The organism is Mesorhizobium alhagi CCNWXJ12-2, from assembly GCF_000236565.1.
Classification (GTDB): Bacteria; Pseudomonadota; Alphaproteobacteria; order Rhizobiales; family Rhizobiaceae; genus Allomesorhizobium; species Allomesorhizobium alhagi.
Genome location: NZ_AHAM01000137.1, coordinates 1 through 13,009 on the forward strand (window position 1 = coordinate 1; position 13,009 = coordinate 13,009).

At 63.0% G+C, this 13,009-nt stretch carries 14 protein-coding genes; 6 read left to right on the forward strand and 8 right to left on the reverse strand.

The window, feature by feature from the left end:
- The 3 genes from MAXJ12_RS16085 to MAXJ12_RS16095 all read right to left on the reverse strand — a co-directional run.
- Positions 1 to 277 (reverse strand): ABC transporter permease subunit (locus MAXJ12_RS16085; RefSeq protein WP_008836976.1); only part of this gene is annotated, 277 nt, incomplete at its 3' end.
- 7 nt (positions 278 to 284) lie between these two features.
- Positions 285 to 1,148, reverse strand: a complete 864-nt coding sequence (locus tag MAXJ12_RS16090; protein WP_008836977.1) for a branched-chain amino acid ABC transporter permease — start codon at positions 1,146 to 1,148, stop codon at positions 285 to 287.
- 25 nt (positions 1,149 to 1,173) lie between these two features.
- Positions 1,174 to 2,349 (reverse strand): ABC transporter substrate-binding protein, encoded by a 1,176-nt coding sequence (locus MAXJ12_RS16095; protein WP_050898835.1) that lies wholly within the window; start codon positions 2,347 to 2,349, stop codon positions 1,174 to 1,176.
- Positions 2,350 to 2,782: 433 nt separating this feature from the next.
- On the opposite strand from MAXJ12_RS16095, the gene MAXJ12_RS16100 reads away from it, so the two are divergent.
- The 3 genes from MAXJ12_RS16100 to MAXJ12_RS16110 all read left to right on the forward strand — a co-directional run bounded on the left by MAXJ12_RS16100 (position 2,783) and on the right by MAXJ12_RS16110 (position 6,173).
- Complete coding sequence (locus tag MAXJ12_RS16100) at positions 2,783 to 3,550, forward strand: GntR family transcriptional regulator (protein ID WP_008836979.1); 768 nt, start codon at positions 2,783 to 2,785, stop codon at positions 3,548 to 3,550.
- A 147-nt stretch (positions 3,551 to 3,697) separates the two neighbouring features.
- Positions 3,698 to 5,101, forward strand: a complete 1,404-nt coding sequence (gene ligM, locus MAXJ12_RS16105) for a vanillate/3-O-methylgallate O-demethylase (RefSeq protein WP_008836980.1) — start codon at positions 3,698 to 3,700, stop codon at positions 5,099 to 5,101.
- Positions 5,102 to 5,210: 109 nt separating this feature from the next.
- Complete coding sequence (locus tag MAXJ12_RS16110) at positions 5,211 to 6,173, forward strand: catechol 2,3-dioxygenase (protein WP_040586479.1); 963 nt, start codon at positions 5,211 to 5,213, stop codon at positions 6,171 to 6,173.
- A gap of 21 nt (positions 6,174 to 6,194) precedes the next feature.
- On the opposite strand, the gene MAXJ12_RS16115 is transcribed toward MAXJ12_RS16110, so the two are convergent.
- From MAXJ12_RS16115 to MAXJ12_RS16135, 5 genes are read right to left on the reverse strand one after another with little or no spacing between them, the layout of a single operon-like run.
- Positions 6,195 to 7,481 (reverse strand): TRAP transporter large permease, encoded by a 1,287-nt coding sequence (locus MAXJ12_RS16115; RefSeq protein ID WP_008836982.1) that lies wholly within the window; start codon positions 7,479 to 7,481, stop codon positions 6,195 to 6,197.
- A complete protein-coding gene (locus tag MAXJ12_RS16120; RefSeq protein WP_008836983.1) occupies positions 7,478 to 7,975 on the reverse strand; it encodes a TRAP transporter small permease in 498 nt (165 codons plus the stop codon). Before MAXJ12_RS16120 ends, MAXJ12_RS16115 begins: the two co-directional genes overlap by 4 nt.
- Before the next feature lie 56 nt (positions 7,976 to 8,031).
- A complete protein-coding gene (locus MAXJ12_RS16125; RefSeq protein ID WP_008836984.1) occupies positions 8,032 to 9,024 on the reverse strand; it encodes a sialic acid TRAP transporter substrate-binding protein SiaP in 993 nt (330 codons plus the stop codon).
- A 48-nt stretch (positions 9,025 to 9,072) separates the two neighbouring features.
- Positions 9,073 to 9,738 (reverse strand): GntR family transcriptional regulator, encoded by a 666-nt coding sequence (locus tag MAXJ12_RS16130; RefSeq protein ID WP_008836985.1) that lies wholly within the window; start codon positions 9,736 to 9,738, stop codon positions 9,073 to 9,075.
- Positions 9,735 to 10,637, reverse strand: coding sequence for a dihydrodipicolinate synthase family protein (locus MAXJ12_RS16135; protein WP_008836986.1), 903 nt, complete (start codon positions 10,635 to 10,637; stop codon positions 9,735 to 9,737). Before MAXJ12_RS16135 ends, MAXJ12_RS16130 begins: the two co-directional genes overlap by 4 nt.
- Before the next feature lie 138 nt (positions 10,638 to 10,775).
- Here MAXJ12_RS16135 and MAXJ12_RS16140 point away from each other — a divergent pair, with 138 nt between their 5' ends.
- From MAXJ12_RS16140 to MAXJ12_RS16150, 3 genes are all read left to right on the forward strand, one after another.
- Positions 10,776 to 11,783: a sialic acid TRAP transporter substrate-binding protein SiaP gene (locus MAXJ12_RS16140; protein ID WP_008836987.1), complete on the forward strand. Its 1,008-nt coding sequence runs from the start codon at positions 10,776 to 10,778 to the stop codon at positions 11,781 to 11,783.
- 15 nt (positions 11,784 to 11,798) lie between these two features.
- Positions 11,799 to 12,299 (forward strand): TRAP transporter small permease, encoded by a 501-nt coding sequence (locus MAXJ12_RS16145; RefSeq protein ID WP_008836988.1) that lies wholly within the window; start codon positions 11,799 to 11,801, stop codon positions 12,297 to 12,299.
- A partial coding sequence (locus MAXJ12_RS16150; protein WP_008836989.1) for a TRAP transporter large permease subunit occupies positions 12,296 to 13,009 on the forward strand: 714 nt, incomplete at its 3' end. The genes MAXJ12_RS16145 and MAXJ12_RS16150, both read left to right, overlap by 4 nt.

Consider the following 13,009-nt stretch of genomic DNA (forward strand, 5'->3'; position numbering starts at 1 on the left):
CCCAGCCGGCCTTGCTGATCAGGCCGGCCGCATAGGCGCCGAGACCGAAGAACATGGCGTGGCCGAGCGTTATGATGCCGGCATAGCCAAGCACAAGATCGACGGAAACGGCGAATAGCGCGGTGATGGCGATCTGGCTGGCCAGAGGCAGGTAGGTCTGGAAGAGCAGGAACGGCAGCAGCGACGCGACCCAAAAGGCGATCTCGAAGGCCGACCAGCGGCTCCTGCGCTTCAACCAGTCGTGCGGATCAGTGAGTGTGGGCGTCTCGGCCGTCATTGCGCAGCTATCGCCTCCCGAACAGGCCAAGCGGCCGCACGAAGAGGATCGCCACGAGCAGCAGGTAGATGAGAAACGAGCCGATCTCCGGCACGAAATATTTGCCGGCCACATCGCAGATGCCCAGCAGCGCAGCTCCGAAGAAAGAACCCGCAACAGAGCCGAGCCCGCCGACGGAGACCACGATCAGCACATAGACGAGATAATGGAAGCCGAAGGACGGATCGAGCCCAACGATCTCGATCGCCAGCGCACCGCCGAGGCCGGCCAGCCCGCTGCCGAGCGCGAAGGTGACGGCGAATATCTTCTCGACATCGAGACCCAGCCCCTGGGCGGCGCGCGGATTGTCCACCGCAGCGCGTATGCGCGCGCCGAGCCGGGTGCGTTCGAGCCCGAATACGAGAAGCGCGGTGACGGCGAGCGCCACGGCGATGATGAATATCCTGTAGGCGCCGAGCCGCAGCCCTGCGACCTCGACCGAGCCGCGCAGCCAGCCGGGAAGCTGGATCACCTGCTGGACGGTGCCGAAGGCATAGGTCGCCATTGCTGTGGCGACGAAGACCACGCCGATGGTGAACAGCACCTGGTTGAGTTCGCCGGCCCTGTAGAGCCGGCGAAAGAGCGTCCGCTCCAGCAGAATACTGATCGCCGCTGCCGCCAGGAAGGCGGCCGGCAGTGCGGCGAGAAAAGGCAGACCGAGCCCGCGCATGGCCGTCACGGCGACATAGCCGCCCAGCATGCCGAAGGCGCCGTGCGCAAGGTTGATGAAGTTCATCAGCCCGAGCGTAACCGAGAGGCCCACGGACAGGACGAACAGAAGCATTCCAAAGGCGAACCCGTCGAAGAGGACGATGGCAAGCTGACTGATCACGATCCGCCCTTGGACCCGGTTCGTGCTATTTCGCCCCGTGCAGCGGATCCTTCACGTCCGGGATTTCGTGGATGATGACGTTCTGGAGCTTTCCGTCAACCTCCTTCACCTCGCGGATGTAGACGGTCTGCACGACGTCGCGCGTCTCGGGGTCGATCGACATCGGCCCGCGGGGGCTCGTCCACGACATGCCCTTGGCCGCTTCGAGCAGCGCGTCGCCGCTGGCGTCGCCATTGGTCTTCTTCAGCGCCTCGTAGATGAGGTGCATTCCGTCATAGCCGCCTATCGAGAACAGGTCCGGGCTACGCCCGTTATTGGCCTCGCGATAAGCCTTCACATATTCGTTGTTCAGCGGATCGTCGCGCTCCAGCGTATAGTGGAACGTCGTGATGATGCCCTTTGCCGTCTCACCCATGCTTTCAAGCGCTTCGGGATGCGTCAGCTCGCCCTGGCCGAAAAGCTTGACGTCAGGCGGCGTGAGACCGCGGTCGGCGAGCGCCTTGCCGAGGGCCGCCGGCTGCGCACCGCCGGGGATGAACACGTAGACGGCCTCGGGATTGGCGTCTTTCACGCGCTGGACGAAGGCCGAGAAATCCGGATTGGCGACGGGCGTCTTGTCGGAGCCGATGATCTTGCCGCCGGCCTCGGTGAAGCCTTTCGAGAACGAGCTTTCAGCGTCGTGGCCGGGCCCATAGTCCGAGACGAGCGTGTAGGCTTCCTTGATGCCCCCCTGCTCCGCGGCCCATTTTCCGAAGACGTAGTTGACCTGCGGGATCGTCACCGATGTGCGGACGATGTAGGGCGATTTCTCGGTGACGACCGACGTGGCGGCGTTCATCACCACCATCAGTTTCTGCGCCTCGGCGGAAACGTCCGCCGCGCCGAGCGCTTCCGGCGTCAGCGCGAAACCGGCCAGGATGTCGACCTGATCGCGCACGATCAGTTCCTGGGCGACGCGCTTGGCGACGTCCGGCGCCGGGCCGCCGGTATCCTTGCGAACGATCTCGATTTTCTTGCCGGCGACCTCATCGCCATTCTGCTGCATATAGAGCTTGATGCCGGCCTCGAGCTGGTTCGCGGCGTCGGCGAACGGACCCGAATAGGGCAGGATGACGCCGATCTTCACGGTCTCCTGCGCGAACGCGCCCGAGGACAAACCCAGGCCCACGGCCACTGCGGCCGCTGTTATTCTTATAGACATGCCAAAATCCTCCCTTGCCTGCATACCTCCCGAGCCGTGAGCGTTTCACGGCTGCCGACGAAATGTATACAGTTGTTGCCTCATAAGCCAAGGGGCGCGGGCAAAGGGACGATCATGGCTATCGCCAGCAAGCGCCGGGCCCTGGAGTTCCAGCGTGCAACGATTGCAGAGCGTTGGTTCAGGCGCACGGAGGGCTGCGAAAGGTGCTTTTCAAAGCAATGGGGCTCTCATTTTGTCGCAAACCGACATTGCTTTGGTCCGACCGGTGGCGATCACGGCTATGGCGCCCATATTTTGTAGAAGCTGCGATAGGCGCTTGGAGTAAGCGTCGACCGGCGGACGCGGTTGACACCATGGAGACGCCAGAACAGTATACAGGTTGCATGCAGCAGCGACGCTATTGTCCTGTGTGTGAAAATCTGGAGTTCTAGAAATGAGCCAGGTGGCGGAGTTTCCTTCGACATCGGAAGCCGACAAGGGCCAGCCGCGAACGGTAAAGGCCCTGCTCATCATACGCGAACTGATCCTCGAAGGCGCGCTCCCGCCCGGAAAACGCATTTCCGAGCTTTCGGTCGCCGAGCGAACCGGGATTTCCCGCACTCCCATTCGCGCGGCGCTGCAGCGGCTCGAAGAAGAAGGTCTCGTCGAGACCATCCCTTCCGGCGGCTTCGCCGTGAAATCCTTCTCGCAGCAGGATGTATTCGACGCCATCGAGATCCGAGGAACGCTGGAGGGTCTGGCCGCGCGTCTTGCGGCGGAGCGCGGCTCGATGGCGCGACTTGGACCGCTCAATGCCTGCCTGCAGGAACTCGACGAGGTGGTCGAATCCGCCATTGCCACCGAAGAAGGGTTCTCCCGCTACGTGACCGCGAATGCGCGCCTTCACGCGCTCATCGTCGATATGGCGGAAAGCCCGACGCTGGAGCGGCAGATCGAAAGGGCGGTTTCCCTGCCTTTCGCCTCTCCCAGCGGCTTCGTCATGGCCCAGGCGCTGATGCCGGAATCGCACAGGGTTCTTTTTGTCGCCCAGGATCAGCATCGCTGCGTCGTGGAGGCGATCGCCAATCGCGAGGGCGCTCGCGCCGAAGCGATCATGCAGGAACACGCCCGCCTCGCCGGACGGAATCTCAGGCTTGCATTGCACCACGAAAAGGCGCTCGAACGCGTGCCGGGCGGCGCTCTCATTCGCAAGGTCAGATGACCATGAGCCGGTCGCCTGCCCGCTACGATATGAACCTTATGGCCCGTAGTTCGAACCATGAGGTGCTGGCGCGGTTCCTCGGGAACTACTCCGTCGACGCTGCCGTAGGGCCAACGCCAGTCAATTCACATTAGGGAGGATAAGCCAATGAAGAATCTTGAACAGCTGCTGCGCGAAACCGACAATACCGTCGACATGCTCCGCAATTCCCAGATCGGAGCCTACATCTATCCGGTGGTTCCCAACGAATTCACCAGTTGGCGCGACGAGCAGTGGGCCTGGCGCAACACGGCGGTGCTGTTCGACCAGACCCACCACATGGCCGAGTTGATGATCGACGGTCCGGACGCGCTGAAGCTCGTCTCCCATCTCGGCATCAACAGCTTCGCCAATTTCCCGGTAAACCGTGCCAAGCAGTTCGTGCCGACGAGCTACAGCGGTCATGTCATCGGCGACGTCATCCTGTTCCATCTCGCCCAGAACCAGTTGCTGATCGTCGGCCGCGTGCCCACGATCAACTGGGTCGAGTTCCACGGCAAGACCGGCGGCTACAATGTCCAGATGGAGCGGGATGACCGCTCGCCTGCGCGGCCCGGACCGAAAGCCGTGTTCCGCAAGCGCTATCGCTATCAGGTGCAGGGGCCGAACGCCTGGAAGATACTTGAGAAGGTGAATGGCGGCCCGATCCCTGACGTCAAGTTCTTCACCATGGACGCGATCAACATCGGCGGCCGCAAGGTGCGCTGCCTGCGCCACGGCATGTCCGGTGCGCCCGGGCTCGAGGTCTGGGGCCCGTACGAGGAGGCGGAAGAAATCCGCGATGCGATCTTCGAAGCGGGCAAGGAGTTCGGCATGCGGCTGTGCGGCTCGCGCGCCTACGCCACCAACACGCTTGAATCGGGCTGGATCCCCTCGCCTCTGCCGGCCGTCTACACAGACGAGCGGATGAAACCCTATCGCGAATATCTGCCGGCCGTGGGCTATGAGGGCCTTGGCGGTTCGATCGGCGGCAGTTTCCTCTCGAAGGACATCGAGGACTACTACCTCACGCCTTACGAACTCGGCTATGGGCCCTTCGTGAAGTTCGACCACGACTTCGTCGGACGGGAGGCGCTGGAGAAGATCGCCGGCGAGCCTCACCGCAAGAAGGTGACCTTCGCGTGGAACGCAGACGATGTGGCGAAGGTGTTCCGCTCATTCTTCGAGCCGGGCATCGAGAACTACAAATATATCGACGTGCCGAACGCCAACTATGCGTCCGCCAATTACGACATGGTTTTGAATGGCAGCAAGACGGTCGGCTTCTCGATGTTCGCCGGCTATTCCTACAACGAGCGCTCATACCTGTCGCTTGGTATCGTCGACCCCGACATCCAGATCGGCGATGTGCTGACGCTCATCTGGGGCGAAGAAAATGGCGGCACGAAGAAGACGACTGTCGAGCCGCACAAGCAGACCGAAATCCGGGTCAAGGTTTCGCCGGCTCCCTATTCGCGCGAAGTGCGCGAGAACTATGCCGACAGCTGGCGCACGCGCCAGCCGGCGGAGTAGCCCCGTCGACAGCACGCGCCCTGCGGGCGCGCGTGCTGTCGCTTGCGGATTAATGTATACAGAACCTGCATGGATCCGCTCGGAAGCGATCGATGAAGAGAGCAACCAATTGACAGAAGAGCCCTGCTTCGACGTAGCGCATCTCGGCCACCTCGAGCTGCTGACGAACAAGCCCGAGGAAAGCCTCGACTTCTTCGTCAATGTCTACGGCCTGACGGAAAGCGGCCGTGAGGGTGATTCCGTTTATCTGCGCGGCTGGGACGACTACGAATTCCACACCTTGAAACTGACGGCATCGAACACGACCGGGATGGTCCACGTCGGCTACCGGACCTCGTCACAGGCGGCGCTGGAGCGCCGGGTAGCGGCCATCGAGGCGATGGGCTGCGGGATCGGCTGGAACGAAGGCGATCTCGGCCACGGCCGGGCCTATCGCTTTAGAAGCCCCGACGGCCACGTTTTCGAGCTCTACTACGACACCCGTAAATACGAACCGCCGGAGGGGGAGCGGCCGGCGCTGAAGAATATCGCCCAACGCTTCCACGGCCGCGGCGCGGCGGTGCGCCGGCTCGACCACTTCAACCTGCTCGCGACCGACGTTTCGCAGATGCGCGACTTCATGACCGGCGCTCTCGGCAGCCGGGTGACCGAGCAGATACGGCTCGACAATGGCCGCCTTGGCGGCTGCTGGTTCACGGTCAACAACAAGAGCTACGACATGGCCGTGACCGAAGACCATTCCGGCGCGCATGGCCGCTTCCACCACATCACCTATGCGGTCGATCAGCGCGACGAGGTGCTGCGCGCCGCCGACATCTTCCTCGAAAATGGCGTCTTCATCGAGACCGGCCCGCACAAGCACGCGATCCAGGGCACATTCTTCCTCTATGTCTACGAGCCGGCCGGCAACCGGGTCGAGGTGGCGAATGCTGGCGCCCGGCTGATCCTGCAGCCGGACTGGCAGCCGATCACCTGGACCGAGGCCGAGCGGAAGAAGGGCCAGGCGTGGGGGCTGAAGACAATCCCGAGCTTCCATTCCCACGGCACGCCCCCGGTGGAGACCTCAAAATAGGCTCACAGCAAGGCCAGCCGATCATCTTCCCAGGAAGTAGTTGGGCAGAAAGGTAGTCAGAGGCGGCCAGAGCGATGCCGCCGCAAGAACCGCCAGGAGCGGAATCATCCAGGGCACGATCGCGCGCGACATCGCCTCGAAGCTGATGCCGGCGATCTTCGATGTGATGAAGAGCACCACGCCCACCGGCGGCGTTATCGTTCCGATCATCAGGTTGAGCACGAAGATCAGGCCGAACTGGATCGGGTCGATGCCCAGTTGCGCCGCGACCGGCGTCAGGATCGGTATGAGGATAAGCATCGCCGCCAGCGCTTCCATGAAGCAGCCTATGAAAATAAGAACCAGATTGACGACCAGCAGGAACAGCAGCGCATGGCCGATCGAATCGACGATCAGCGGAGTCACGAGTTGCGGGATGCGGGCGATGGAAAGGCACCAGGCAAGCGCTGCCGCGGTCATCACCAGGGCCAGCACCAATCCGGTCGTCTCCACCGTATTGACAACCAGCTTCGGCAATTCCCGGATATCGAATTCGCGGTAGATGAAGAGCCCCAGAAACAGCGCATAGACAGTCGCGATCGCAGCCGCCTCAGTCGGCGTCATGATGCCTGCCATCATCCCGCCAAACAGGATGACGGGCGTCATCAGCGCCCAATGCGCCCGGCGATAGGCGCGCCACAGATCGCCAAAGCCCGGGAAAGGATGCCGCGCCATGCCGCGGCGGGTTGCGACGACGGTCACCATCGCCGAAAGCGCGCCCGCCATCAGCAGGCCCGGAATGACGCCGGCCAGAAACAGGCCGCCGATGGAGACGTCGGCGCTGACGCCGTAAATCACCATGGGCAGGGATGGCGGAATGATCGGACCGATCGTGGCCGACGCGGCGGTGATCGCTGCGGCGGTCTCCGGGTCGTAGCCCTCCTTCTTCATCGCACGGATTTCGAGCGACCCGACGCCGCCGGCATCGGCCACGGCCGAGCCGGACATGCCAGCGAAGATGACGCTGGCCAGGATGTTGGCGTGGCAGAGACCGCCCCGCACCCAGCCGACACAGGCGGTGGCGAAGGTGAAGATGCGATCGGTAATGCCGGCCGAGTTCATGATGTTGCCCATCAGGATGAACAGCGGCGCGGCAAGCAGCGGGAAGGAGTTGACGGATTGCGCGATCTTCTGCGGCACGATGTCGATGGGCATGCCGTTCAGGGCGACGAAGGCGAAAGCTGCGAGGCCCATTGAGGCGAACATCGGCACGCCGAGCATCAGCGCGGCGAACCACACCGCCAGTAACTGCAGCATCGAGGCGGTCAAAGCAGCAATTCCTGGCTGCTGTCGGCCTTGATCTCGCCGCGCAGCGCCTCGATGGCTTGCAGAACGGCCTGGAAAATAACCGCCAACCCGGCAATCGGCATCGGTATGTAGACCAGCGCGACCGAAAGCGGCAGGCTCACCCATTCAACGTCGGTATTGCGCCCGATCAAGCCGAAGCTCTTGATCAGCAGAACGACACCGAGCGCCGCGACCAGCAACTGAATCACCACCTCCACCAGCCGCCGCGGCAAGCCTTTCAGGCGGTCGACGATCAGGCCAATCCGAATGTGCGAGCGCCGGCGCGACGCGATGATCCAGCCCGCAAACGCAGTCCAGACAAGCAGGTATTGCCCCAGTTCATCCGACCAGGCGAGCGGCTCCCCGGCGAGGCGGAAGGCCACGCCGAGAGAGACGGTCGCCAGCATGGTCAGCAGCAGCATGACGGCTGCGGCCTCGACAAGTCGGTCCGATATCCTGCCGGCGATCTCAAGCATCAAATCTCTCGTCGATCATGGGGCCGCGTGGTGCTCGCGGCTCCATGCGCTAAGCGTCAGAGCGCGGCCAGGGCATCCCAGGTACCCTTGCCCCATTTCTCTTCGAACAGGGGCGGCACCTTCTCGAGCACCGGCTTGCGGAAGCTTTCGAGATCGGGCTCGATCACTGTCATCCCGGCGCTCTTCAGCGTGCCGAGAAGTTCCCCCTCCTGCCTCGCCAGCTCCGCGTCCTGCCAGGTGATCGCCTCGGCGATGGCCTCGTCGAGAATGGCGCGGTCGGCTGGATCGATCGCCTGGAGCGCCGCCTCGTTGGCGATGATCAGGCGCGGCGTGATGATGTGGCCTGTCAGGACCAGGTACTTCTGCACTTCCTGCAGCTTGGCGCTGGCGATCGTCGGCAGCGGGTTCTCTTGGCCATCGACGGCTCCCTGGCTCAGTGCGAGATAGAGTTCGTTGAAATTGATGGGCGTCGCTTTCGCGCCCCACGCCTCGGCCATGGCGCGGAAGGTGTCGACCGGCGGAACGCGCAACTTGAAGCCCGCCATGTCGGCCGCTGTCTTCACCTCTTTCGCGCCAGTGGTGAGGTGACGTATGCCGTAATAGGTCACGCCCAGCATGCGCAGCCCGCGCTTGGCAACGAGGTCGTCATTCATCGCGGCGAATTGCGGCGAGGCGCCCACCTTCGACATGTGCGCGGCATCCCTCCAGAGGTACGGCGCCTCGATGACCGAAAGCTGCGGCAGCAGCGCGCCGAGTGCGGCGGCCCCGTCGGTTGTGAAGGTCAGCGCGCCGGAGACGACGGAATCCATCATGTCCTTGCCCGAGCCGAGCTGGCCATTGGGGAAGCTCTGGATATCGATGCGGCCGCCCGATTTCTCCTTGGCCGTGTTGGCGATGCGGTCGACCATCTGCACCTGCGGATGGGTCGTGGCCAGCATCTCGCCCCAGCGGATGGTGGTCGCCTGCGCGCGCAGCACGGTCGGCATGAATACACCGGCCGCCGCAATGGCGCTGCCGGCAACGAAGTGGCGTCTGGTCAAGCTGCTCATGGACTTCTCCTCCCTTGTAATCTCATGCAGCGGCGTGGGCGGTATTCCTCAAATGTTGACCGCTCTGCGCCGGGCAATTCCTATGTGGTCGGCAATGGCGCGCGCCGCTTCATCCTCGTCGCGGCGCTCGATGGCTTCGATGATCCTCATATGCTCGCCCATCACCGACGGGATCATCGGTACATAAAGCCGCGTCTCGGCGAGACGGATCAGCTTGATCTTGATCCAGTTCACCCGGTACGCATTGCTGATGATCTCGTTGCCGAGGTGATCGATGATCGCCTCGTGCAGCATCAGATCCGTGGCCTCCGCCTCCTCCATCAGATCCTTATCGTCTCCGGAAACATGGCGGGCGATGACGCGCTCGTGCCTCTGCCGCAGCTCGGCAATCAGTTCGGCCGGGGCGGTGCGCGCAAAAATGCGGGCGGCGGGCTCCTCAAGAAAGAGCCGGAACTGGAAAGCATTGCGCACCAGATTGATGTCGACCTGCGGAACCTGCATGCCGCGATGCGGCGCTGTGCGGATCAGGCCCTCCGCCTCCAGCCGCGGCACGAGTTCGCGGATGGCGCCAAGCGGCAGCCCGGTGATCGCAACCAGTTGGCGCTGGGTGATGAACTGGCCGGGCTTGATCTCACGCGCGAACAGGCTGCGCGTATAGCCTTCATAGGCCTGCTCGCGCAGTTTGAGAGGTTCCGTGTTCGCGTCTTCGCTCATGCGGATTTCCGGATGGCTCCACCTGCAAGAATGGCTTCGAAAGCCGAGGCAAGCTCGACACGTCGAGAAAATGGAAGGTCGGTCAGAGGCGGGCGCATCGCTACGAAGCCCTCGTCGCCGTGAATGTGCGCGACCAGGGCCTTGATGGCGGGAAGCACCGGGTAGGAGACGATCAGGTTCACCAGCGGCTCCAGGCGCGGATCGTCCTTGCCGTCATGGATCAGCGCGCGCAGCATCTCCGGCTGGAGGTTCGCCAGGCCGCAGATCGAGCCTTCGGCGCCCTTGGCCATGGCGCGCGCAAGCTGCCGCTCGTCGCCGACCAAAATCGAGAGTTCGCCGTGGGCGGCCAGGAAGGCTTCCGTCGTTGCCCAGTCGCCTGAGGAATCCTTGACGCCGCTGATTACGCCGGGAAACGCCCGTTTTAGCCGATCGACGAGATCTACCGACAACGGCACCGCCGTCTGACCCGGAATGTGATAGAGGATGACGCCCCGCGCCGATGCGCCGATGCGCTCGATGGTTCTGCAAAACCAGGAGTAGAGACCGTCCTCGTCGGGGTCCTTGAAATAGTAAGGCGGCGCCAGAAGCAGGCCGCGTGCGCCGTGATCGAGCGCAAGGAGCGACTGTTCGACCGCCTCATCGACCACCGTGGCGGAAACACCTGCATAGATGCGAGCGGCATCCACGCCGCTGGCCGACACCGCGTCCAGCATGGACCCACGGTCACGCATTCCGATCGAGAAGCCTTCGCCGGTGGTCCCGAACAGCGTAACGGTGTCGCATCCGCGTGAGAGTACATGCCGGGCGTGGCCGGCCAGGCGTTTGAGGTCGACTGCCCCATCGGGTCCGAAGGGCGTCACCATTGCAGCCGAAAGGCCGAAAATCGTCTTCTTGTTCATGAGTGTCCACGCAGCCGCATCTGACTAACATGTTGCCGAGTTTTTGCCATGCGTCAAGGCTTGAGTTGGCGTTTGACTTGTGTAACTTTGATGCGACGCACGCCGGCAAAGGGGCCGGGCGGGATTAGGGAGGAAAAGATGAACAGCAGCAATGTCACCCGGCGTGGCGTATTGGGCGCGACCGCACTTGGATTGGCCGGCGCCACACTTGGCCTGGGCTTCGGCAGCGCATTCGCGCAGGACAAGATCAAGCTGCGGCTTTCGTCGCCGGCGACGCCGACCGACCAGCGCGCCGTTTCACTGACCGAAGTTTTCGGGCCGGCGGTTGCAGGCTTTGCGGATTTCGAGCCGCACTGGAACGCCTCGCTGTTCAAGCAGGGTACCGAACTCGAGGCGATCGCACGCGGCAACCTCGAAATGTCGATCGCCTCGGCGCAGGAACTCGCAACGATCTATCCGGAATGGTCGATCTTCGCCGCCGGGTACCTGCATCGCGACGCCGAGCATCAGAAGAAGGTGTTTGCCGCGGATTTCACGAACGAAATGAAGAAAAAGGTCGAGGACGAGCTGGGCGTCAAGCTCCTGACGGTGATGTATCTCGGTCGCCGCCAGCTCAATTTGCGCGTCGATAAGGAGATCAAGACGCCGGCGGACATGGCGGGCATCAAGCTGCGTATGCCGGGGACCGATGCCTGGCAGTTCCTCGGCTCGGCGCTGGGCGCCAATCCGGTGCCGATCGCCTTCACCGAGATCTACACGGCGTTGCAGACGGGCGCGGTCGACGGTCAGGACAACCCCCTGCCCTCGACGAAGGATTCCAAATTCTACGAGGTCACCAAGCAGATCGTGCTGACCAGTCATCTCGTCGACCTGAATTACCTGGCTTTTTCCAAGAAGGTCTGGGACGAATTGACCCCGGAGCAACAAGCGACGGTGCAGAAGGCGGCCGACGACGCGGCCGAACTTGGCCGCCAGCGGCAGCTCAAGCTCGAGGGCGAGCTCGAACAGTTCTTCAAGGACCAGGGCCTGAAGGTCTATACGCCGGACGTGGAAGCGTTCCGGGCGCAGGTTCAGAAGGCCTATCTGGAGTCAGAGATCTCCAAATCATGGCCGGAAGGCATGGTCGACAAGATCAACGCGCTCTGACCGGAGGTTTCCTCTATGCGGGCAGCCATCGGCTGGCTGCGGTCGCGGGCTGACAATGTGGCGGCGGCCCTGCTCGCCGCCATGTTCTGCGCCTTCATACTGCAGATCGTGACGCGATACGTGTTCAACAATCCGTTGAGCTGGACGCAGGAAGTCTGCGTCACCACATGGCTGTGGCTCGTCTTCTGGGGCAGCGCCTTCACGCTCGGGGAACGCGACCAGGTCCGCTTCGATCTTATCTACCACTGGGTCGGCTACCGCACCCGGCGCTGGTTCGCGATCACATCCGCCGCAGCGCTCTTTGCCGGGTTTCTGGCGTCTTTCCCGGCCAGCCTGGACTACATCACCTTCTATCGCATCAAGCGCAGCCCGACGCTCGGCATTCGCCTCGATATCGTCTTCAGCGTCTATGCGCTTTTCGCGATAGCGGTGATCGTGCGCAGCGGTTGGGAAGTCTGGCGGCTCCTCCGTGGCGGGAAGCTGCCGGAGGAACAGCCGGAGGTTCCCACCATATGAGTCTCCCGTTCCTCCTCTGCCTCGTGACTTTGTTCGCGCTGGCCGGCATCGGCGCGCCGATCGCCCATTCGATGATCGTGGCGGCGGTCGTCTATCTCGCTATCGCCGGACAGGATCTCGGGCTCGCCGCCGAGCAGATCATCCAGGGCATCTACGACAGCTTCATCATCCTGGCGGTGCCGCTTTTCATCGTCACGGCCAACATCATGAACGAGGGCGCGATCAGTGATCGCCTGCTCGCCTTCTGCAAGGCCGTGGTCGGCCGCTTCCGCGGCGGGCTGGCGCAGGTCGATATCCTGGTCAGCCTGATCTTCTCCGGCATGTCGGGCTCGGCGGTCGCCGACGCAGCCGGCATCGGCAAAATCACCATCAACATGATGGTCAAGAGCGGGCATTATTCGCCCGGCCTTGCTGCTGCGGTCGTCGCCGCCTCGGCGACCATCGGGCCGATCATTCCGCCATCGATCCCGATGGTCATGTATGCGCTCGTTTCCGATGCCTCGATTGGCTACCTCTTCCTTGGAGGCGTTGTTCCCGGCCTCATCATGACCGTCGTGATGATGGCGATAACGACCTGGATCGCCCACAAACGCGATATTCCCCCGGAGACAAAGGTGCCGGTGCGGAAATTGCCCGGGATCACCTTCCGGGCGATGCCGGCCCTGCTGATGCCGATCATCCTCCTGGCCGGAATCTACGGCGGGGCCCCC